The following is a 22,259-nucleotide window of genomic DNA, read 5'->3' as shown; positions in this document are numbered from 1 at the left end:
GCCAAGGTCAAGGCGTCAGCGCACGGGTCAGCGCAGCTTTCACCAGATCGTGTGGCAGCCACATCAGCTGGGCTGTTCGGGTCCACAGAATTGCAGTTCTGACTTCGCGGTCCGGATAGATCTGCGACAATGAATCAGCATAGGCACCCATCTGTCGCAGCAGTCCTTCGGGGCAGGTTGCTGCATTGTCTGGAACTGTCATATTCGATTTAAAATCAATTACCTGGACGTCCGTTTTGGTGACGATCACCCGATCAATGACACCATGGATACGCCGCCCGCCCAGATCGGCCGTTACCGGGACTTCGGCCAAGGTATCGGGGGCGAACACGGCCTTCAGGCGATCCGCCGTCAACACATTTTGCGCCTCGGCCAGCAATCCTTGCCGCTCGGCCTCACGCATATCGGGAAGAACCCGCGCGCAAAGCTGCGGCCAGTTCTCAGGAAGGACCCGCGGCAAATGCTCCAGCAGCAGGTGCAGGCGGGTGCCGCGCAGCTTGGCGGCCTCTTCATCCTGGCCCATGTCCCCGGGCAAGGCCTTGGCCCCGCCCAGATCAGACGGGCTGAGGATTTCCGGCGCCGCATCAATGGCGGGGGCGGAATTCAGGAAGGTCGGCGGCAATTCGCTGTGGGCATGAACGGCGCCTGTGTGTTCGATAAATTCCGGATCATGCCAATCTCCGTGCGACAAGCGCAGGATCTCACTGTTGGGCAGAGCTGTTGCCCCTGCCCGCGCCATAGCCGCCTGCACCAGTTGATACCAACTGGTTCCGTCCTTGCCGACATCCCCTGCCGCACCGACGATTAGCCACTTCTCTGCACGGGTCAGCGCCACGTATAACAGGCGCAACCGTTCATTCTCTTCCCGTTCGCGCGCTTCGGCTCGCGCCTGCGCGATCAGCGCCGGGGACGCGTCTGCCGGTACTTTCCATAGTGGCTTAGCATCCGTCACCATGATCTCGGCATCGCGCGGGGCTTGCCGTCTGCCGGTATCCGGCAGGATCACGATGGGGGCTTCCAACCCTTTCGATCCGTGCACGGTCATCACGCGGATCATGTTGCCGACACCGCTCATCTGCCGTTTGATCTCCAGATCGTCCGTCTGCATCCAGACCAAAAAACCTGTCAGGCTTGGAATGTCGGTGCGTTCATAGGCCAGCGCCTGTGACAACAGCGCGTTGATGCCGTCTTCGGCCTCGGGGCCCAGCCGACCCAGCAGCAGGCGCCGCCCGTGATGACGGGTCAGAATCCGCTCGATCAGGTCATATGGGCGCAGAAAGTCGATTTGGCTGCGTAGGTCATTCAGAATGGCTAGCGTCTCGGGAAACTCCTCGGCCCGATTTCGCAGCGCTGCCCAAAGGAATTGCTCTTGTCGCCGATGTGCCAGATCAAAAAGCCGCTGTTCGGACCAGCCAAACAGAGGCGATTTCAGTACCGTGGCCAGCGACAAGCTGTCCTCGGGCGTGGCCAAAAAGCTCAGCAGAGCCGCCAGGTCCTTGACCGCGAGCTCGGCTCCGACCTTCAACCGGTCAGCCCCTGCAATCGGCAGTTCGGCAGCCTTGCAGGCGCGGATGATCTCAGCAAACAGGTCCGAGCGGCGCTGGACGAGGATCAGAAAATCCCCCGGCTGTACCTTTCGCCGGAAGAAACTGCCCGGTGCCTCGCCATCTTCGGGGATGGTTTCCCCCTGTTCGATCATATCCCTGATCGACTGTGCAATCTGCTCGGCCAGAACAACGGTATGGTGGCGCGCACCAGGGCGGTCCACCGGGTCGGTCCATTCGGTATCTTCCTCGTCTTTGACTTTTTCGACCACCGGCCACAGGTCGACGCGCCCTGGCAGATCGGACTTGAAGGCGCGGTGCTGGCTTTCTTTGTGAAACCCGGCCTCGGCATGGTTTTCGAACAGAATATCGACCAGAGACAGAATGGCGCTGGAGGAGCGGAACGAGTACTCCAGCGTAGAATCCCACAGTTTAGAGCCTGATTCTTCCAGTTTCCGCCCAAATTCGGCCTGCATCCTGTCAAAGGCCTGAGGGTCGGCCCCCTGGAAGGAATAGATCGATTGTTTCTTGTCACCCACCACGAAAATAGTGCGCTCAATCCCGGACCGGGCCCCCTCCCCGCTGGTGAATTCCTGCGCCAACTTTTCGACGACGTCCCATTGGTCCGGGCTGGTATCCTGGGCCTCATCCACAAGGATATGGTCAATCCCGCCGTCCAGCCGGTACAATACCCAAGACGCTACCGCCGGGTCGTTCAGCACGTTTCGGGCGCGCAGGATTAGGTCGTCAAAGTCCAGCCAGCCGCGCAGTTGCTTGCGCCGCTCATATTCTGGCAGAAAGGCCAATGCGAACCGATGAAGCGCCAGCGTTTTGCGGGCCGCAACCAGTGCAAGCCGCTGTTCACGCGCGGCTTCGATGCGCAACATCAACGCATCTAGCTGTGGCATCTGACCCGCCAGAACACCTTCGCGCAGGGGTTTGGTCGGGAAAGCGTTAATCTTGGCGGTAAACGGGTCCTTGGCCGCCTTTCCGGTCAGAAATACATCTTCAAGCACCGGCAGCGCACTGATATCGGCGCGGGTGAAGGCCGCAAGCCTGGTGGCTGCCTTGGCATTATTCCCACCGCTTTCGGTCAGTGCGGGCAGGACGCTGCGGACAAGTTCGACCTCGCCCCCCAAAAACACCTGACCCAGCAAGAGCTGTTCGTCAAAATCGGCGGGCAGATTGAATTGCTGCAAAACCTGCGACCAATCGACGGTCTGCGTAAACAGATTGCGCTTTTGCGTGATGGCGGCGGTCAGTGTTTCGAACCCCGTATCGGTCACAAAACGGGCGACATCCCCGATCAGATTGGCCATATGGCCTTCGGCAAAATCTTCAACGATTTCTTCGCGCAGTAAGGCCGCGGCCCGATCTTCCATCTCGGTGAATTGCGAGCTGACCCCGGCCTCAAGTGGGAAACGGCGCAGCAGCGAGGCGCAGAAAGAGTGGATGGTCTGAATCTTCAGTCCGCCGGGCGTTTCGATCGCGCGGGCAAACAATGTGCGGGCCTGTGCCAGACGGTCCGGGTCAATCGCACCCTGAACACCCAAATCGGTCAGCTGGGCCAAAAGTGGAGCATCCCCCAGCATGGCCCATTCACCAAGGCGTTTGAACAGCCGGTTCTGCATCTCGCTGGCTGCAGCCTTGGTGTAAGTCAGGCAGAGGATATGTTGCGGCTGCACCCCGTCCAGCAACAGCCGTGCCACCCGGTCGGTCAGAACCCGCGTTTTGCCAGATCCTGCATTGGCCGCCAGCCAAGTCGAGGCATCGGGTCGTGCGGCCTGCACCTGTCGTTCGGTTGCGTCGTTGCGGGCGCTCATTTCAGGTCCTCGGGGGCGCTGTTGCTGGTTCGGTCCCACTCACCGAAACGTGCTAGATGATCATAGTCCCCGATATCGGTATCCTTGTGAAGCATCCGGCGCGAAGTGAAGCCCTGATTAGGCTCTAAATATGAGGAAATCAGCTGTTTCAGCTCAGCCAGGACCTTGTCGACCGGCTCTTTGGTCAGAGGCGCGGGCACCTCTTTATAGGTGCCGCCCGTGCCGATAAAAATTGCTTCGGCCACAGGCAGCGGGTCAAACCCTTCGATCCCGCCCTGCTCGGCTATTGCGGCTTCGATCAGCAACTGTTTGTCAAACTTGGCCTGCTGACTTTCGGTCGGAGGTGCACCGGTTTTATAATCGACCAGCCGCAGCGCTCCGCGGCTGTTCAGGTCAATCCGGTCGGCGCGCCCGACTATGGTGAAATCCAGCGGACTGAGCGCCAGCTTCATCGCGGCCTCAAAAGCCACAGGCCCACCATCGCTGCGCCTGGTGGTCTCGGCCCGCAGGAAATCATCCGCAATCCGTTCCAACCGCGCGAGCCATAATTTGCGCGCTGTGGACCATGGGACATGCTGGACCAGCAGGCTTTCGGCGCGTTTCAAAAAGCTTTCGCGCGTCAGCAAGGCCGTGTCCAGCACGCTGTCCTTGACGAATTGCTCCAAAATCTCGTGGATCACGATCCCGCGCAGCAGCGCATCCGGGGCCTGAACCAAAGGGTCCAGTGGTTTCAACCGCAGCACATGTTTGGCGTAGATCGCATAAGGATCACGGATCAGGCGCTTGATCTCTGTGACGCTCAGGCGGCGCGGGCGCGACCCGACCGGAGGGCGCGGAGATGGGCGCGGTGCCGCCTTGATTTCTGGAGCGTATTCAAGTTGTTCGGACCACCCCAGATATTGCCGCCCTCGGCCGCGCATTTCTACAAGGGCGGTTTGGCCACCCTGTTCTGCGAGGCCACTCAACAGGTTGGTTAACCGATTCAACCAGCGGGAAGGAACGGTTTCGGCATCGTCGGACCGGGTCGACCGGGTCAGCCAGACCTCGGGCGCGCCGATAGCCTGCTGGAAGTCATGTGCCGACAGGCCAATGCGCCGCTCTGGCAGCAACAGCCCGGCCTTATCGCGCATCTGCCGGTTCAACCAGGGATCGGGCGCGGGCGCCTCGGGCCAACTGCCCTCGTTCAAACCGCCAAGGATTAGCAAATCGGCGCCCTGCACCCGGGCCTCGAGCGTGCCCCAGATCATGATCCGGGGGTGTGGCGCGTCGCGGTCGCGGACCTCTTCTCCGGCCAGCAAAGCACCCAGCAGATCGGCAAAGTCATGGGCGGTCATGGTGCCGCCATGCTGAGCCTCATTTCGCAGCTCGGTCACAACCGCCAGCGCCTTTTGACCGGCGTTCTTGTCCCATAGGGTGCCGGAATCGCCGGTGTTGCCCGCGGAAATGGCCTGAGCCAACCCGCAGAGGCGATCAACCCAATCCGCCAGTGGCAACTCATCAGCAATTTGCTGGTCGCAGAAATGCTGCACCAACCAATGGACCCAGCCTTCGGGCACCTCTTTGCGGATGGCAAATGCCGTCAGGCTGGCGGCATCCGGGAATGGCGGCCCGTGGCGGCGCAGGTCCAGCTCCAGATCGCGGGTGTGCAACAGATGAGAGCCACGCTCGCCCCCGTCATGGCAGAGCGGATGTTTCAGCAGGGTCAACAGTGCTTCGCCGTCCAATCGACGCGCGAACAGGGCCGCGACATGGCGCAGGAACCGTCCGGGCGGGGACAGTTGCAGCGGCAGGCCAGCACTGTCATCGGGCAGGATGTCCCACCGGTCCAGCGCAGCGCTGACCTGACGGGTCAGCATGCGGTCGGGGGTGATCAGAGCGGCGGTCTGGCCGGTTTCAGCCGCCTCTCGCAAGCGGAGCGCTATGGCCAGGGCCTCGGCCCGAGGGGACTGCGCCTCGACCAGGGTCAGGTCTTTTGTTGCGCCATGCAGATCGGTCAGTTGTGGACCTTCGGACATCCACGCATCCGTGATCGGGGCAGGGCGTAACGCAAGCGATATCAGCTTGTTACGGGCGGGTGAGGGTGGATTGTCCTGGGTCCAGGCTGTGATTTGATCCGGGCTCTGCCCAAGCTGGTTCATCAGTTTCCGGAACCGGTATTGCGGGTGATCCTCAGAGGTTAACGCCGCATCCAGCTGAGCCCAGACCTGATCGGGCTGGTCAAAGTCAAAACCCGGCAGGATCAATGCGCCCTGCGGCAGGCAGGCAACGGCTTGCATCAGCATCAGTGTCGTTCCTCGTGACCCCGTCGAGCCGGCAAGAATGACCGGGTGCTGAGGTGGATCCACTCGCCAATGTTTGACTAGGTTCTCGACCACGCGGCGCTGCCGGGCCTGCGTGTCCAGGATGTCGTCTTCTGTGTCGATGAACTGATCCGCAATCCCGATAAACGCCTGCGCGCGGGCCCAATGCCCGGACATGTCGGTGACATCTAGCCGCCGGATCGCTTCGGGTGAAACGCCTTCGCCCTGCATCTCATCTATCAATGCGGCCAGACTGTCTGACAGGTCAAACAAAGACGAGCGCGCCGCCAGATCCGGTTGTTGATCCAGCAGCTTCGAGACCAGCTGCGTCAATTCCAGCCGCCGTCGCAGGGGTGGGATTGCGGGTGGTATCTGCGCCAGATTCACGCTTTCACCCAGATCAGTCACCAGTGATAGGCGCGGCAACAAACAGGCAGGGCCCTGGTCGAACAGCTCACGCACCCTGCGAGCCATACGCCGCGTGTTAACAACCAGCTCCACTCGGGCCAAAGCCTCGGGCGGAAGAGCGGCACAGCGATTTCTCAACCCCCGGACCAGCGCCTTTGGAAAATCCACACCCGAAGGTACGGCAAAGACGCGGGGCAGGGGTGAGGGGTCAAACATCCGCCAACAGACCTTCAGCAAGGGCGATCCCTTCCGGATGGCCAACATCGCACCAGCGGCCGGGATAGGTTAGGGCAAACAGCCGGTCTTTCTTTTGCATCCGATCCCAAAGCAAGTTCAGCGAAAACACCTTGTCTGGAATTTCGACCAGCCCTTCCGTCTTCATGATCTGCGCACCTCCGTAGATCAATCCGGGGCCGCGGGTAATCCGGCCCGTTTCATCAGCAATAAAGTCCCCGGCCCCGGCATGACCAATCGCCTGCGCGGTCGGGATGCACATTAGCAATGCGTCCATCAAATCAGGATTCCAGGCGGCCCGCAGCATTGTCAGCGGGTTCGGGCCGGACCATATGGCATCTGAATTCAACGTGAACACTGAATCAGACCCTAATAAGGGCAAAGCTGCCCGTAATCCGCCCCCAGTATCCAGAATGTCGGGCTGTTCGTGTGAAACAAATACGCCTTTCGGTGCCAAATGCGCCTCAAGCTGATCCGGCAGATAGTGCAGGTTGGCCACTTTGCGAACCGACCCAAGCGCGTCAACCAGATCCAGCGTATAGTCGATCAGCGGACGCCCGGCTACCTCGATCAGCGGCTTGGGGCGGTTCAGGGTCAGGGTGCCCATGCGGGTGCCGAACCCGGCTGCGAACAGCATGACGGCATTGGGGGGCTGGGTCATCTCTGTATGAGCCTGTTCAGGTTTTCGGGTGTCGGCGCGGGCAGAGCCACGCGCAGCAGGTCGGCAACATTCACCAGCGCCGGGTGATCCAGATCCCGCATCAGATGGCCCCACGCAGCGGGGATCAAATCGACATAATGGGGTTTGCCATACTCGGTCGCAAGCCGTGTAAACACACCAAGAATCCGCAGATTTCGCTGGGCCCCCAGCACAGCATAGGCACTGCGGAAATCATGATCGTTGACACCCGTAGCCGAGATATAGTGGCTGACCATCCGCATTTCCGTACCCGGCGTCACTTTGCGGCGCACATCCTGAAGCAAAGACACAAGATCATAGGCAGGATGGCCCAGCATGGCGGTCTGAAAATCCAGCAATCCAACGCGCTCAACCCCTTGGCGGTCAGGGAGCCAGATCAGGTTTTCCGCGTGGTAATCCCTTTGGACAACAACTTTGGTGCCGGATGTTTCTTGATGCAGGATATCAGCAAATCGGTGTTCGAACCGATCCTGTGCATCCCGGTCATATTCGCCAAGAACCCCTTGGGCGTATTTGGTGAAGGATAGGGCCGCCAGTTCGGTCATCAGTGCCGGGCCGTAAGATTGCAGCGACAGGGTAGGGGCCTCGTGCAACTTGATCAGGACATCTGTTGCCGCCTCGTATAATTCCCGCTCCATATCGGGATGTTTGACCAGAACCCGCGCGAATAGGTCATCGCCAAGGTCTTCCAGAAGAAGAAACCCATATTGCGTGTCTTCGGCGTAGATCTGTGGGGCGCTTAGCCCGATAGATTGTAAATGCCGGGCCATCCGTACGAAGGCTTCGACCGGTTCCGCCTGCCCCGGGGGCGAATCCATCAGAACAGCGGACTTGCCCGTGACCGGGTCGGTCAGGCGCTCGTACCGGCGGTTCGAGGCATCCCCCGCCAAAGGCTCTCGGCGGGCCTTGGACCACGGCGTGTGTGAAATCAGAGCTTCGGCAAGGACGGCGCGGTTTGTCATTCGCTGACCTCCAGTTTTTGAGCCCATTTTTCGTCGGTCCATGTGAGGGTGATGTGGCGCATATCCAGCATGTCCGGGTCTGTTTCAAATGTCATCGTCAGGGCAGAACCGGGTGTCAGCGGGCCCAGTTTCTCGGGCCACTCAATCAGGCAGATCGCTTGCTCCATCGCTTCGGCCAGCCCAAGCTCTTCGACTTCCTCCACCGCGCTCAGCCGGTATAGATCGCAGTGCCAGATCTCACCTTTACGGGTGTCATAGACCTGAACCAGCGTGAATGTGGGCGAGGGCACATCCTCGGGCCGGGTCATCAGCGATTGGATCAGACTGCGCGCGAAATGGGTCTTACCGGTTCCGATCTCACCCTGCAGCAGCAGGATGTCGCCCGGATGCAGAATTGCGCCCAGCCGACTGGCAAATTTGGTCGTATCTTCGGGCGAATTCAGGGTGATCCTGAGGGGTGGTAACGTCATGGCGCCACAATGGCCCCACGCTGGATTGGCTGCAACCCGGTTCAGGCGCTGATTTGCTGTATCTCGTGCTGTGGCAACGCATTGTGCGTGGCAAAGCGAATGATGGTGGCCCCGTTTTGCAATGGGCAGATGGTGCAGTACAGATCGGTTCCGTTACGCATCTGGATTCTGGCTGACCACTCAGCCCGGCTGTCCCGCATTTCCACGAAATCCCGGATTTCACCCAAAATCGGAGTGGCCGTGCAATGTTTCTGCCAGTTGCGGGTCACGTCCAGAACCGTGTCGGGTTCAAATCCGGCACCATCGGCTTCACCCCATAATTTCTGATAGGCATAATTGGTGAAGGCCAAGGTACCGTCATCACCGAAAACGGCAACCGCGTCGGCCAGCTTATCCAGGATGGATTGCATCAAATCCATTTCCGCCCGAAAGCGGCGGGTCAACGTGATCTCGGCCGTGATATCTTCGAACAGAAAGGCCACCGCACCATCCGGGTGCGGGCGGCCGCTGACGGAATAGACCGAGCCGGATGGCAGCGACCATGTTTCCTGGTAATTTCCGTCTTCTGCTGCCTCCAGCAGATCGTTCATCTGATTACGCCAGCTGCGATAGTTCTTGGGTTCCGGCATCATGTGCTGATCGCGCAGGCGGTCAAAGAAACTGGACAGGTTGGGGCGGCAGCTCAGGAAATCCGGGGGCAGGGTGGTCAGGTCAATCAAGGCGGGGTTGAACAGGGCAAGCTGGCGATTTCTGTCAAAAATGGCCAAGCCGATGGACAGCTGTGCAAAGGTTTTGGTCATCGTCTGTACGAATTTTCGCTGCGCTGTCTCGGCGGCGACGATGGCGTTGATGTCCACAGCGTAGCATAGGCTGCCTTCCGGGTGGTCCACCATCGTCAGGTCAAACCAAAGCTTGTTTGCACTGTCTTCGGACGAAATGAATACACGGGTCTTGGCGCTGATACGCGCGCCATTTTCGGGCCCGGGAAAAAGAGGTGCAGTCAGGTCGGTATCGCCACCGCGCACTTTGCGGACAAGCGAGACATAGGCGGCGTTGCACCAGCGGATCTTGTTTTGATAATCCAGATGCCAGACCGGGTAGGGCGCCAGTTCCATCGCCAGGCGGATCGGATCGCTATTCTCGCGCAATACGGTTCTGGGGTAATCAGAGCTTTCCCGCAGCTGTACGCGTACGACCCCGTCGATCCATTCGCACAAAACGTCCCGCTCGACCGAACAATCAATGGCGGGGATGATAAGATTCCCTTCGTGCCTGACGCGTTCAGGGGTTTCAGGAAAGCCCGGAAAATCTCGCTGCAGCAGCCGGCGCAGATCTGACCAGTCGCGCACAGCCTCAAACCCTTCCAGAGCTATGTCTGTGTGGCTGATCAGGCGGTCACCGTCGAACAGAAACACGACATTGAACAACGAGGCCGGCTCGGACAGGCCGAAATTGTCACTTGTCTGCTGACGACGGGGCAAAAGCCATTGAACCGCCAGACTGGCAGACACCACACTGATGACGGCCAATATGATCCAGTCGACCATGTGCTCTCCCGCGGTGAATTCACGGGTATAGCTATGGGTGGAAATGGTTAACGGGGTCTTAACTCAGACTTGGATATGCTGATTTACACCTGAAGGAACGGGGGTGTCGCCGGTCTGTGCATCCACAAGTTTTCGCGGCCAAGATACCCGGACGATGGCCCCTATACGTTCGGGATTGTCCGACAAGGTCTGATATGGATCAGAGCCATTGGCGAAATCCAAATGCGCACCGCTGCGTTCCAGCAGGGTTTTTGCGATGAACAGGCCCAGGCCCATACCTTCATATTCCGGCCGGGCCCGCTTTTCCGATTCTGCCCGCCGTCGGCGCATGAACGGATCCCCGATCCGGCCAATCATTTGCGAAGGATACCCGCGGCCGTCATCCATGATGTTGATCGTAATCCTTTCGGCTGTCCATTCCGCTTCGACCCAGACGTTGCTGCGCGCGAAATCCACAGCATTCTGGATGAGGTTGCGCATTCCGTGGATGATCTCAGGTTTTCGCAGGATCGAAGGCTGTTGAACATCGCCATCCCCGACCGGACCTTCGGCAAAGTGTACCTGCTTGCCGCGGTTGATATGTGGCTCGGCGGCCTCATGGATGACAGTGGACAGGGGGGCCTGTCTCAGGTGGAGGTCGTCTTTGCCAGCCCGCCCCATGTCGCGCAGAATGTCGCGGCAACGATTGGCCTGTTCGCGGATCAAGGCGGCGTCTTCTTTCAGGTCAGGGCGGTCGTCCAGCTCTTCGATCAGTTCGGCACTGGTCAGTTTGATTGTTGCCAGAGGTGTTCCAAGTTCGTGCGCGGCGGCGGCGACAACTCCACCAAGATCGGTCAGTTTCTGTTCACGTGCGAGGGCCATATGCGTGGCCGACAGCGCTTGAGACATCGACTGCACCTCAGAGCTTACGCGGTGGGAATAGGCCCCCAGGAAAACGATCGCGATAACGATGGCAGCCCAGTTTCCGAACAGAAGGATATCGGGGATCTCAAGATCCACACCGCCATCCGTGTGCAGGGGAAGGTGAAATTCGGCTAGCAGCGTGGTCAGAATGATGGCCACCGTACCGATGATCAGCGTTGACCGGGTGCTCATGACATTGGCAGAGATCGTCACAGGACCCACCAACAGCAAGGCGAACGGATTATTGAGGCCTCCGGTAAGGTACAGCAGGATGGTCAGCTGCAACAAATCGAACAACACCATCAGAAAGTTTTCGAACTCGGACAGGCGTTTGTTGCGTGGAAAGACAAGAATCGCCGTCAAGTTGCCCATGACCGAAATGCCGATGGCCAGATAGCACAGCGTCACATCCAACTGCACATCATAGGTCTGTTGCGCCACGGTGATTGCGGTGATCTGGCCAAAGATGGCCACCCAGCGCAGCAGGATCAGCGTCCGCAGGCGAATCCAGCTGCGTTCCTGACCAGGCCAAAAAGTGATGTTGGAATCTGCCATTGGTCCATTATGTCCTGTTGCATCGGCTGTTCATCTTGATAGGTGTCCCGGCCGGAACGATCAACAACTCCTCTATCGTCAGGTAAGATGCCATGGTCCGTCTATACGCTATCCTTGCAACAGTTGTTTTGGCCGTAGGTCTGGGGGCCATGTGGCTGCTGACGCGCGGCGCAGGCTCGGACGACAAATTCGCGCAGTGTCGGTCCAGCCAGATCGCAGGGGGTACGGCCACCATTGGCGGGCCCTTCGAACTGATCAACGGCAAGGGCGAGACTGTGACCGACAAACAGGTGATAACCGAACCTACGCTGGTCTACTTCGGCTATACCTTCTGTCCGGATGTTTGCCCCTTTGACATGTCCCGCAATGCCGAAGCGGTGGATATTCTGGCCGAACGCGGACAATCGGTGACGCCGCTGTTTATCTCGATCGACCCGGATCGCGATACACCCGAAGTTATGGCCGATTACGCCTTTAACCTTGGTGGTAAGACCATCGCCCTGACCGGCACGCCCGAGCAGGTCAAGGCCGCCAGCAAGGCCTATAAGACCTATTATAAGGCCCATGACAAAAGTGATGAGTACTATCTGGTTGATCACTCGACCTTTACTTATCTGGTCACACCCCAGGACGGGTTTATCGAATTTTTCGATCGCAATGACACAGCCGAGCAGATGGCTGACAAGGTGGGCTGCTTTCTGGACAAGATCTAGAACGCAACGGTCTGTTTGACCTTTGCAATGGCGCTGCTATTACTCATGTTTAAGCCAACGGCGTGAATTAGCGGAAAGAATAGAATATGGCGGACAGCTCTGACCTCGATATCGGCCCGGATAAATCGCTGTTATTGGTGGATGATGACGAACCGTTTCTGAGACGTCTGGCCAAGGCCATGGAAAAACGCGGGTTCGAGGTTGAAACCGCGGGCTCTGTCGCCGCTGGCCGCGCCATTTCCACAGCCCGCCCGCCTGCATATGCGGTTGTTGACCTGCGGTTGGAGGATGGCAACGGCCTGGATGTGGTCGAAGTGCTGCGCGAAAAGCGCCCCGACAGCCGGGTTGTGGTTCTGACCGGGTACGGCGCTATTGCCACCGCTGTGGCCGCAGTCAAGATTGGTGCCACCGACTATCTGTCGAAGCCCGCCGACGCCACCGACATCACCAACGCATTGCTGGCCAAGGGCGACGAACTGCCCCCGCCGCCGGAAAACCCAATGAGCGCGGATCGCGTGCGCTGGGAGCATATCCAGCGGGTCTATGAGCTGTGTGATCGCAACGTCAGTGAAACCGCGCGACGCCTGAACATGCACCGCCGGACATTGCAACGGATCTTGGCGAAGCGCAGCCCGCGATGAGATCGTGAGTATAGCTTGCGCATACCAGGCCAGAACTCATGAAGCCGGAAAACCGAATTGAGTCTCGACAGGCGGCTATCAAACATATGCTTTGTCGCGGCTGATGGACCGCCACCCCTGAAGACTTTAATTTAGTGTCTGTTAACCAATTTGTGTTGTCGTTAAGTTCAATATTTATATTGTTCCGAACAAATAGTTGAGATGTATCGAAGTGTCGCCGCTCCCTAATACGCCATACGAAAGCCTCCGTATTTCCAACCCTGCCCTTAAAGTCATTGTCTCTGTTGTCACCTGGGCAGCAGAGAGATTTGGGTTTTGGGCGCGACCACGAAAGGGCGCTGCGGGTGAGCTCTCCGAAATGAACATTTTGGACAACCTGTACTGGGTCTATAAAAGTAAGAACCCCATTCAGCAGCCTGAAGCGGAGCTGGATCAGTCCGGGTTTATGACTAAAACGGCCGTACGACTTTCAACCGCTGGCATCAGTGACACATCAAATTCGGTCACTCTGAGCTTTGCCGGGGACATTCTAAGAACCCACAGGGCCAGTGTCGCAAAAGATCAAGTATATGCTGAGATTGAAGATCTATTGTTTCAGGACGATATTTTGGTCGCCAACTACGAGTCACCTGTAACGACACAGCCCTTGATTGACGAAGTGATCGGGGACGCTGGCCCGCCGATCGAATGTGCGTCGGAAGAACAGTTCGATGCTTTGACCAGCCATAACGAGAGGTTCATTGATGTTTTGAACCTTGCAAACAACCATATTCTTGACATGGGTGTTGAGGGGCTTGAAACGACTCTGAACGTCTTAAGTGACAGAAATATCATGCAAATCGGCGTGAATGAGAGTTTGGCAGAAGCCACAGCCGTCAAAACGATCGAACGAAAAGGGATAAAGTTCGGATTTGCGTCCTGCGCTTTTGGTACCAACGGCCACGCGCTTCCTGAAGGTCAAAAGCAGAGCATCAATATCGCCAAGCTGACTTCAAAACATCAAGCGCCGGACACCACCCTTCTAAAGACACAGATTTCGAACGCAAAAGCGGCTGGCTGTGATCTGGTTATTGCGATTATTCATTGGGGTCATGAGTTCGAGCTGTTCCCGCGCCGAGCGCAGCAAGAGGCCGCACAGGACTTGGCCGAATTCGGAGCTGATCTTATCGTCTGCCACCACCCCCATGTCCCTCAGCCCATTCAACTGTATCGCACACAGACCGGAGATCGGACGGTGCCAATCGCCTATTCCCTAGGAAGTCTGCTGTGGGGTTTCGCCGATAGAGACATTGCCAGCAGTACGATTATGCAGATTGAAGTACAAAAGACTGAGGGCAAGGCCGAAATAACAAATCTGAAGGCGACGCCAGTGCGTTGGCATGCCCATGAGATTGACGGTAACGTCTTTCAGAAGGTGGCGCGATCAGAAGGCTGATAGTGGTCAGGGCCCAATCTCGGCCATCAATGCCGAATGTCTATGCGTATAGGCACATCTTACTTCAACGGGTGGCCGCAATTTGATCTGCAGCCCTTCCATAATAGCCCTGTCCGGGCGGCCGAAGAATTTTGTCGCCTCGGTCTCGGAAAAGCCCGCGATCTGGGTGGCTTCCATCCAGGCGCTGATCTTGTCAGCCTTTTTGATTTGCCGTTTTACCGTTTTAGGCACCGCAGCGGGCAGTCCAAACCGGATGTGGATTGCCGCAGTCAGCCGGTCATCCAGTGCGCCATAGTCGGGACCGACAGCGGATTTGACCGGAGAGATCATATCTCCGATCACGTATTCCGGCGCATCGTGCAACAGGGCCGCCAGCCGCCATTTGACCGGTGCCTTGGGGGCAATACGACCAAAAAGCTCTTCGACCAGCAGCGAATGCTCGGCCACCGAATAGGCGAAATCGCCATGTGTCTGCCCGTTCCAGCGGGCCACAAAGGCCAGCCCATGCGCGATATCCTCAATCTCGATATCCACCGGTGTTGGGTCCAGCAGGTCCAGCCTGCGCCCGGACAGCATTCTTTGCCATGCGCGGGGTTGTGTTGCCATTCTGCCATGCCTTGTGAAGTGGGACACATTAAATTCGCATTTTTGTGGTAAGCTGTACCTGTCAAGATCACCAGCTGCCAACTTTTTCTTGAGCAATCGTGCTTTGAACAAGCGCGCGGTGATACCGACATTTGTACCGAGGGGGGCGCATGCTCCTCCCGGTGTGCCCCTCTCGGACGTAACTCGTATCGAAAGGAGCTTGCTATGTTCAAGCGTTTGTTAGGAATTGCTCTGGCCTTTGGTATGGCCGCCACTGCACCGCCTGCCTTTGCCCAGCAAAGCTGTGCGTTGCGTGATCAACTGATTTCAACGCTACAGGACAATTATTCCGAGGAACTGGCCTTTGGTGGATTGCAAAAATCCCGTGGCTCGCAATCGGTGATGGAGGTCTGGACCTCTCAGGAAACGGGTAGCTATACCGTTTTGGTGACACGTCCGAACGGCATCAGTTGCATTGTCGCCGTTGGGACCGACTTTTTCCAAGCGATCCCCAAAATCAAGGTAGAGGGCATACCAAGTTGATTTTGGCGGCTTAAAACCCCGTTTCCGGCCATCTGCGTTGCCACGTCCCAAAAGGGATGCTAGGGCAACCCGGATTGAATTATACCGGAATGGAGCACCTGATGGCCGGGGACTATATCGTCAAAGACATTTCGCTGGCCGGGTTTGGCCGCAAAGAACTGGATATTGCAGAGACCGAGATGCCGGGCCTGATGGCCCTGCGCGCGGAATACGGTAACGCAAAGCCCCTGAAGGGCGCGCGTATTGTTGGGTCGCTGCACATGACCATCCAGACAGCCGTTCTGATCGAAACACTTGTGGCGCTGGGCGCGGATGTGCGTTGGGCGTCGTGCAACATCTTCTCAACCCAGGACCACGCGGCGGCGGCGATTGCCCAAGCCGGTATCCCGGTGTTCGCCATCAAGGGCCAGACTCTGGAAGAGCATTGGGATTATCTGGACAAATCCTTCCTGTTCACCGACGGCCCCAACATGATCCTGGACGATGGCGGCGATGCGACGCTGTATATCCTGCTGGGAGCTCGCGCCGAAGCGGGCGAAGACATTATCCCCGTACCGGGCTCGGAAGAGGAAGAGGTGATCAAAAAGCAGATCGCCAAGCGGATGGCCGCGTCCCCGGGTTGGTTCACCAAGATGCGCGACCAGATCCAGGGCGTGTCCGAAGAAACCACGACCGGTGTGAACCGCCTGTATCAGCTGGTGAAAGACGGCCAACTGCCGTTCCCAGCGATCAACGTCAACGACAGTGTCACCAAGTCGAAGTTCGACAACAAATATGGCTGTAAGGAATCGCTGGTCGACGGTATCCGCCGCGCCACCGACACTATGATGGCTGGTAAAGTTGCCGTGGTCTGTGGCTATGGTGACGTGGGCAAAGGCTCGGCCGCGTCGCTGCGCGGTGCCGGTGCCCGTGTGAAAGTGACCGAAGTTGATCCGATCTGCGCCCTGCAGGCCGCGATGGACGGGTTCGAGGTTACGCTGCTGGAAGACGAAGTTGACAGCGCGGATATCTTCATCACCACGACCGGCAACAAGGACGTGATCCGCATCGAGCATATGCGCGCGATGAAGGACATGGCCATCGTCGGCAACATTGGTCACTTTGACAACGAGATTCAGGTGGCTAGCCTGAAGAACCACAAATGGACCAACATCAAGGAACAGGTGGACATGATCGAGATGCCTTCGGGCAATCGTCTGATCCTGCTGTCCGAAGGCCGCCTGTTGAACCTGGGCAACGCCACCGGTCATCCGTCTTTTGTGATGTCGGCTTCGTTCACCAATCAGGTGTTGGCCCAGATTGAGCTGTTCACCAAAGGCGATCAGTACGAAAACAAGGTCTACATCCTGCCTAAACATCTGGACGAGAAGGTTGCACGCCTGCATCTGGACCGTATCGGCGTGAAGCTGACGCAGATGGACAGCGAACAGGCATCGTATATCGGTGTGAATCCGGAAGGCCCCTATAAGCCTGAACATTACCGCTATTGATTGCGGGTCAGGCATGACCAAACCTTCTGGACGCCGTCGGATATTGCATCTGGCGGCGTCTTTCGTTTTCTCAGCACTCGCCTTGGTGGTTTTGATGGGTGGGGGTGGCTACTGGCTTTTGTCCCACCCGCAATCACCGGTTCCGGACCACTGGAACCCTTTGCGAGATCTGACCATTACGGCTCGGGTCACGCCGGTCACACCTGTGCAAATGCGACGAGCTTTGGCCGATGAAACGCAGTGCAGGGCCGCATTGGCCGGGGCGGGGGTAAGCTTTTCCCTGGTCGAGGATCTGATTGTCGACGAGAAATGCGGAATAGCCGGGCGCGGGGTTCTCTCGGGCTTAACCACGGCCAGCATCAATGGCGTCGAGACCCGTTGTGCCACGGCTCTGCGATTGGCCATGTGGGAACACCATGTGGTCCAACCCGCCGCGCGCGAGATGTTGGACAGCAGGGTGCGCAGCTTGCGCCACCTGGGCAGCTATAACTGCCGGCGAATGCGCACCGCGCAGGGAAAGGACAGCGGTTGGAGCAGTCATGCCACCGCTGATGCCATCGATATTGTCGGGGTCGAGTTGGCAGATGGGCGAAGCCTGAGCCTGCTGTCGGACTGGACAACACCCGGACCCGAAGCAGATTTTCTACACCGGATTGGCCGGGGTGCATGCGAATGGTTTCGGGTGGTACTTGGGCCAAACTACAACCGGCTGCATGCGAACCACTTCCATCTTCAGGGACCGGGTTGGGGATATTGCAGATAACCACCGGTCGGTTAGCAGGTGCCATGTCGGCACGCTGCACTAGTTTCAACATTTTCCCGCTGCGCCCTGAATCCAAACCACCTGACCCTTACAGAAGGCCAGAATCAGGCATAGTTGTACGCGGAGTCTATCTGTGCTGCCATAATTTCGCTTACGGGGAATGACCAGAAATTTTCCCTTTGTGTAAACAGAACAACTGACTAACCTTCCGACACCTGTTCATAGGCGCATTGAAAATCGCAGCCAAAGCTGCTCAACGGGAGAAATATTCATGGGAAAACGCGACGAACTGATCGCCAAATACGCAGATGATCTGAAAAACAAATGCGGGATGGACCCCGACATGGACCTCTTGACCAAGGTCACGATCGGATGTGGTCCGGCGATTTATGACGCCGACGCGTCGACCGTGGCAGCAACTCAGTCAGGTGAAATTGAGACCGTCAAGAATAACTTCCTGATCAAGAAGCTGGGGCTTTCCGACGGTCCCGAGCTGATAGAGGCGATCAACAAAGCGCTGGAAACCTATGGCATGTCCGAGCGCAACAAGTATCGTGCTGTCGTTTACTATATGCTGACCAAGCATTTCGGCAAAGAGTCGGTCTATAGCTAAATCCGGGTTTCGACCAATCAGCGCCCGCCCGATCTGTGGCGGGCGTTTCCAATTTTAGGTACTTGTTGTTTGTGCCAAACCGGCCAAATGGGTTAGTGTCAGTTTGTGACCAGGACGGTCAGAACCGAAATTCTATACGCGTGTGGTGAGTCGGGAGCACGCGGGGTAGGGAAGGTTCTGCATCTGTCAGGACCTTCCCTTTGATCAATCCGCTTTCGTCTGCCCCAGATCGCAAATCACCTGCCATTCGGCATCGCTGACCGGTTGCACGGACAGGCGGGAGTTTTTGACTAAAACCATCTCATCCAGACGTTCGTCCATTTTGATCTGATCCAGCGTGACCGGGATGGTGAACGGGCGCACGGCTTTGATATCCACACATTCCCAACGCTCATCCTCGGTGGTGCTGTCTGGATGGGCTTCGGCGCAAACCTCAACAATGCCGACAATCGCCTTGTCTTTTTGCGAATGATAGAAAAAACCACGGTCGCCCACGGCCATCTGCCGCATGAAATTGCGTGCCTGATAGTTGCGCACCCCATCCCATTCTTCGCCCTCTGCGCCCTTGGCGACTTGCTGGTCCCAACTCCAGGTCGAGGGTTCGGATTTGAACAGCCAATACGCCATCAGCCGACCACCTTTTTCCAGACGATCAGATCAACTGACTGGAACAGTCCTGCATTGGCATAGGGATCATTGTCGGCCCAGTTTTGCGCCGCCGTCATATCCTCGACCTCGAGGATGATCAGTGATCCGATCATCGCATCGCCTTCCAGAAGGGGTCCGGCCTGGGCAACAACACCGGTTTCTTCGATATAGGCCAGATGGGCGGAACGGTTATCCAGCCGGGTTTGCAGCGCGTCGGGTTTATCCTTGGCGATAAGGGCGATCAGCATGTTATTCCTCCTTCAGGGGTCGGTTCAGCAGCCAGCGCATGGCTTCACCAACGCTGCATTTTCCGGTGCTTATTTCTGAAACGATTGTGCTTATGGGCATGTCCAGGTCTTCGGCCTTGGCAATTTTGGCCAAAGCCTTGGCCGTGGCAACACCTTCGACGGTTGTGTTTGTGTCAAAAGCATCCTGGCGCCCAAGCGACAGGCCAAATCGATAGTTCCGGGACAGTTCGGAACAGCAGGTCAGTACCAGATCACCCATACCCGACAGGCCCATCAATGTTTCAGGGCGGGCCCCGCGCATCAGCGCAAAGCGCTGCATCTCGGCAAAGCCCCGCGTCATAAGGGCGGCACGGGCGCTTTCGCCCATGCCTTCGCCAATGCAGGCCCCGCACCCGATGGCCATGACGTTTTTTAAGGCCCCACCAAGTTCGGCGCCGATAGTATCCGCGGTGCGATAGAGGCGCAGATTTGTGGTGCTCAATTCATGCTGCAGGTCACGGCCAATCGCATCATCCGCACAAGCGAGGGTCAATGCGGTGGGAAGGCCGCGCGCGATGTCGTTCGCAAAGCTTGGCCCGGTCAACAGCGCAGCGCGCGCCTCTGGGACGGTTTCACGGATAACGGAAACCGGCCCAAGGCCCGAGGTCAGCTCTATCCCTTTGCAGCAGGCGACCAGCGTTTTATCTCTGAGGGTAGCGGAATGCGCACACAACGCGCTCCGCAATTTCTGCATCGGCACGGACAGGAGGATGATTTCGCTTTCTGCCGCCAGATCAGCGTCCGAAGTAACCGTAATCGCCTTGGGCAAAGGTGCATTCGGCAGGCGCGCGCTGTTTACGCGATGGTTCTGCATCATCTGGGCCTGTTCCGGATCCCGAGCCCATAGCGTGACGGGGCCTTTCCCGGCCAGCGAAATCGCCAGAGCTGTTCCAAACGCTCCGGATCCCAGAACCGACACGCTCATGCTTTGGCTCCTTTTTTGCCGCTGCCCAACATGGCCGGGCTGGTTTGATCCAGAGGCCAACGCGGACGCGCGGTCAGGGTCAGATCATCGCGGGCACCAGTGCGGAAACGTTCAATTCCGGCATAGGCGATCATGGCGGCATTGTCGGTGCACAGGGCTAACGGAGGGGCGGTAAATCGGGCACCTTTTTCGACGCAGATAGACTCTAACACGGTACGAATGGCCGTATTTGCCGCAACGCCGCCCGCAACAGACACAACCGCCTCCGCAGGGCCTTCCAATAGGTAAAGGTCGATTGCGCGGCGGGTTTTCTCGGCCAAAGTGTCCACGATGGCCTGTTGGAACCCGGCGCAAAGATCGGCGCGGTCCTGTCGCGTCAGGCCACCTTTTTCGGCCACGATCTGGTCGCGCATTCGCATCAGCGCGGTCTTGAGCCCGGAAAAGGACAAATCGCAGCCCGGACGGTCCAGCAGTGGCCGCGGAAACCGGAACCGTTTGGGATCGCCCGTGCTGGCTTCGACCTCGACCAAGGGGCCACCGGGTTGCGGTAGGCCCAGCAGGCGGGCGGTTTTGTCAAAGGCCTCGCCCGGGGCATCGTCGATGGTGCCGCCAAGGCGGGTGAACTCCTCGGGCCCATGGGCAATCAGGTATTGGCAGTGCCCGCCCGAAACCAGCAGCATCAGGTAGGGAAACGCGATCCCGTCCGTCAGGCGTGGCGTCAGCGCGTGACCGGCCAGATGGTTGACTCCGATCAATGGCAGGCCCGTGGCGGCACTGATCCCTTTGGCGCACATGACGCCTGACATAACCCCCCCAATCAGGCCGGGACCGGCGGTTACGGCAATAGCGTCCATGTCGGCAAGGCCCAAACCTGCGGCCTCTAACGCCTGCATCACACAGATATCCAGCTTTTCCGCATGGGCGCGGGCGGCAATCTCAGGCACCACGCCACCAAATGCGCTGTGCAATTCGGTCTGGCCATAGACAACCGAGGACAGCACCTCGGCGGCTGTATCATCGGATTGGCGCACGACTGCGGCGGCCGTGTCATCACAGCTGCTTTCCAACCCGAGGACAGTAAGTGTTTGCACCATTGGCCTGATCCGTTACACCTTGGTTGCCAAGCGGGGTATCACCCTGCGCGGATGCAAACAATCCCAAGGCCGAAGGCGCCAACTGTTGTATTTGTTGATGACCCGCCCGCGCGCTGCGTCTGAAAGGTTCGTCGCGCAGTTGCCAACCCGCATCAGAAGCCGGGTAGAGGTTATTCATTCGCCGATTCTGGAAATCAAACCTTTGGCGGTGCAAGTGCATGCGGATGAAGCAAAGGGGCTGATCTTTACTTCGGCCAACGCCGTTAATGCGGCGACGTCTTTAGATGTATCTCGAAAGATGCCGGCCTTTTGTGTCGGTCCTGTTACCACCGGAACGGCCAAAGGCGCGGGCTGGGATGCCCGGATGGTGGGTGCTACCGCCGAAGAGCTGATTGCAAACCTGCTAAAGCACCGGCCCCAAAGCCCGCTGCTTCATCTTCGGGGGGAACACAGCCGGGGTAACATTGCTGAACGGTTGACTGAATCCGGTCTGGCTGTGCGTGAACAGCCTGTCTATAAACAGCACCTGTTACCGCTCACAGATCGGGCAGGCGCCGTTGCTGAGGGCAATGAACCGGTGATTGTCCCCATATTTTCACCCAGAACAGCGCGACAATTTGCCGACATCTGGGTGGGTTCGGCACCACTTTGGCTGGCTGCAATCAGCGAGGCCACGGCTGAACCCCTTTATTCCTTGGATTATGTCCGCCTGAAGATTGCCAAAGAGCCGACACCGAAGAAAATGCGGAAAGCCGTTAAAAAGCTTGTGAAACATGCGATGCGGGTTGAGGGCGGCGAGGCCACAGATTAACTTAGTCTGGTTAGTTGTTCAGGTTGTTTTGGATTCGAAAAGGGGAACATTGCGGTGGCTGGTAAGAAGAAAACCGATCAAAAGCCGGAAGATGACCCCAAGGCTGACGCAGTCGAGGACATTGTCCAGACCCCGGATGAGGCACCTGTTGACGATGCTGACCCCGTAGACGAAACGCCTTTCGAAGCCGAAGCCGAAGCCGAAGCCGAAGCCGAAGCCGAAGCCGAAGCCGAAGCCGAAGCCGAAGCCGAAGCCGAAGCCGAAG

The 22,259-nt window shown here is 58.0% G+C and carries 20 protein-coding genes and 1 pseudogene; 9 read left to right on the top strand and 12 right to left on the bottom strand.

The genetic code is table 11. From position 1 onward, the window contains the following. Positions 1 to 7 precede the first annotated feature (7 nt). From addA to regB, 7 genes are all read right to left on the bottom strand, one after another. Positions 8 to 3,367 (bottom strand): double-strand break repair helicase AddA, encoded by a 3,360-nt coding sequence (addA, locus tag AC2FJV_RS14095; RefSeq protein WP_496713960.1) that lies wholly within the window; start codon positions 3,365 to 3,367, stop codon positions 8 to 10. Continuing rightward, the gene (gene addB / locus AC2FJV_RS14090; protein ID WP_496713959.1) at positions 3,364 to 6,291 is read right to left on the bottom strand and encodes a double-strand break repair protein AddB; all 2,928 of its coding nucleotides are present in this window, start codon (positions 6,289 to 6,291) and stop codon (positions 3,364 to 3,366) included. Before addB ends, addA begins: the two co-directional genes overlap by 4 nt. Then, complete coding sequence (locus tag AC2FJV_RS14085) at positions 6,284 to 6,970, bottom strand: nucleotidyltransferase family protein (RefSeq protein WP_496713958.1); 687 nt, start codon at positions 6,968 to 6,970, stop codon at positions 6,284 to 6,286. Before AC2FJV_RS14085 ends, addB begins: the two co-directional genes overlap by 8 nt. After that, positions 6,967 to 7,971 carry an aminoglycoside phosphotransferase family protein gene (locus AC2FJV_RS14080; protein ID WP_496694375.1) on the bottom strand — a complete coding sequence of 335 codons (1,005 nt, stop codon included), beginning with the start codon at positions 7,969 to 7,971 and terminating at the stop codon, positions 6,967 to 6,969. Before AC2FJV_RS14080 ends, AC2FJV_RS14085 begins: the two co-directional genes overlap by 4 nt. Beyond that, a complete protein-coding gene (tsaE, locus tag AC2FJV_RS14075; protein ID WP_496713957.1) occupies positions 7,968 to 8,441 on the bottom strand; it encodes a tRNA (adenosine(37)-N6)-threonylcarbamoyltransferase complex ATPase subunit type 1 TsaE in 474 nt (157 codons plus the stop codon). Before tsaE ends, AC2FJV_RS14080 begins: the two co-directional genes overlap by 4 nt. A gap of 41 nt (positions 8,442 to 8,482) precedes the next feature. Further along, entirely contained in the window at positions 8,483 to 9,988 is a 1,506-nt protein-coding gene (locus AC2FJV_RS14070) for a PAS-domain containing protein (RefSeq protein WP_496713956.1), read from the bottom strand. 63 nt (positions 9,989 to 10,051) lie between these two features. After that, a complete protein-coding gene (gene regB, locus AC2FJV_RS14065; protein WP_142637465.1) occupies positions 10,052 to 11,446 on the bottom strand; it encodes a sensor histidine kinase RegB in 1,395 nt (464 codons plus the stop codon). A 92-nt stretch (positions 11,447 to 11,538) separates the two neighbouring features. On the opposite strand from regB, the gene AC2FJV_RS14060 reads away from it, so the two are divergent. From AC2FJV_RS14060 to AC2FJV_RS14050, 3 genes are all read left to right on the top strand, one after another. After that, positions 11,539 to 12,159 carry an SCO family protein gene (locus AC2FJV_RS14060; protein WP_142637468.1) on the top strand — a complete coding sequence of 207 codons (621 nt, stop codon included), beginning with the start codon at positions 11,539 to 11,541 and terminating at the stop codon, positions 12,157 to 12,159. A gap of 86 nt (positions 12,160 to 12,245) precedes the next feature. After that, on the top strand, positions 12,246 to 12,800 hold the full coding sequence (locus tag AC2FJV_RS14055; RefSeq protein ID WP_142637470.1) for an ActR/PrrA/RegA family redox response regulator transcription factor: 555 nt from the start codon (positions 12,246 to 12,248) through the stop codon (positions 12,798 to 12,800). Positions 12,801 to 13,158: 358 nt separating this feature from the next. Next, positions 13,159 to 14,235 carry a CapA family protein gene (locus AC2FJV_RS14050; protein ID WP_496694378.1) on the top strand — a complete coding sequence of 359 codons (1,077 nt, stop codon included), beginning with the start codon at positions 13,159 to 13,161 and terminating at the stop codon, positions 14,233 to 14,235. A gap of 6 nt (positions 14,236 to 14,241) precedes the next feature. Here AC2FJV_RS14050 and AC2FJV_RS14045 read toward each other — a convergent pair whose 3' ends face one another. Next, positions 14,242 to 14,841 (bottom strand): HD domain-containing protein, encoded by a 600-nt coding sequence (locus AC2FJV_RS14045; protein ID WP_496694379.1) that lies wholly within the window; start codon positions 14,839 to 14,841, stop codon positions 14,242 to 14,244. Positions 14,842 to 15,045: 204 nt separating this feature from the next. Here AC2FJV_RS14045 and AC2FJV_RS14040 point away from each other — a divergent pair, with 204 nt between their 5' ends. From AC2FJV_RS14040 to AC2FJV_RS14025, 4 genes are all read left to right on the top strand, one after another. Next, positions 15,046 to 15,363, top strand: a complete 318-nt coding sequence (locus tag AC2FJV_RS14040) for a hypothetical protein (RefSeq protein ID WP_142637476.1) — start codon at positions 15,046 to 15,048, stop codon at positions 15,361 to 15,363. A gap of 101 nt (positions 15,364 to 15,464) precedes the next feature. Beyond that, positions 15,465 to 16,853: an adenosylhomocysteinase gene (gene ahcY / locus AC2FJV_RS14035; RefSeq protein WP_281995843.1), complete on the top strand. Its 1,389-nt coding sequence runs from the start codon at positions 15,465 to 15,467 to the stop codon at positions 16,851 to 16,853. 13 nt (positions 16,854 to 16,866) lie between these two features. Then, a complete protein-coding gene (locus AC2FJV_RS14030) occupies positions 16,867 to 17,616 on the top strand; it encodes an extensin-like domain-containing protein (protein ID WP_496713955.1) in 750 nt (249 codons plus the stop codon). Positions 17,617 to 17,887: 271 nt separating this feature from the next. Beyond that, positions 17,888 to 18,229, top strand: a complete 342-nt coding sequence (locus AC2FJV_RS14025) for a DUF2853 family protein (RefSeq protein WP_271950663.1) — start codon at positions 17,888 to 17,890, stop codon at positions 18,227 to 18,229. A gap of 204 nt (positions 18,230 to 18,433) precedes the next feature. Here the strand turns inward: AC2FJV_RS14025 and AC2FJV_RS14020 are convergent, their stop codons facing one another. Genes AC2FJV_RS14020 through tsaD form a run of 4 tightly spaced genes read right to left on the bottom strand, consistent with a single transcriptional unit; the run spans position 18,434 to position 21,183 of the window. Beyond that, entirely contained in the window at positions 18,434 to 18,856 is a 423-nt protein-coding gene (locus tag AC2FJV_RS14020; RefSeq protein ID WP_496713954.1) for an EVE domain-containing protein, read from the bottom strand. Next, on the bottom strand, positions 18,856 to 19,125 hold the full coding sequence (locus AC2FJV_RS14015) for a YciI family protein (protein ID WP_142637484.1): 270 nt from the start codon (positions 19,123 to 19,125) through the stop codon (positions 18,856 to 18,858). Before AC2FJV_RS14015 ends, AC2FJV_RS14020 begins: the two co-directional genes overlap by 1 nt. 1 nt (position 19,126) lies before the next feature. Further along, complete coding sequence (locus AC2FJV_RS14010; protein ID WP_142637486.1) at positions 19,127 to 20,089, bottom strand: NAD(P)H-dependent glycerol-3-phosphate dehydrogenase; 963 nt, start codon at positions 20,087 to 20,089, stop codon at positions 19,127 to 19,129. Continuing rightward, positions 20,086 to 21,183 carry a tRNA (adenosine(37)-N6)-threonylcarbamoyltransferase complex transferase subunit TsaD gene (gene tsaD, locus AC2FJV_RS14005; protein WP_496713953.1) on the bottom strand — a complete coding sequence of 366 codons (1,098 nt, stop codon included), beginning with the start codon at positions 21,181 to 21,183 and terminating at the stop codon, positions 20,086 to 20,088. Before tsaD ends, AC2FJV_RS14010 begins: the two co-directional genes overlap by 4 nt. A gap of 97 nt (positions 21,184 to 21,280) precedes the next feature. On the opposite strand from tsaD, the gene AC2FJV_RS14000 reads away from it, so the two are divergent. Both AC2FJV_RS14000 and AC2FJV_RS13995 read left to right on the top strand, forming a co-directional pair. Further along, positions 21,281 to 21,994, top strand: a complete 714-nt coding sequence (locus AC2FJV_RS14000) for a uroporphyrinogen-III synthase (RefSeq protein ID WP_496694383.1) — start codon at positions 21,281 to 21,283, stop codon at positions 21,992 to 21,994. Between the two features lie 54 nt (positions 21,995 to 22,048). Next, a pseudogene (locus AC2FJV_RS13995) lies at positions 22,049 to 22,259 on the top strand (hypothetical protein); the annotation flags it as partial.

The sequence above is a fragment of the Ruegeria sp. CDSA241 genome (genome assembly GCF_059611265.1).
This window is presented reverse-complemented; position numbering and strand designations above follow the sequence as displayed.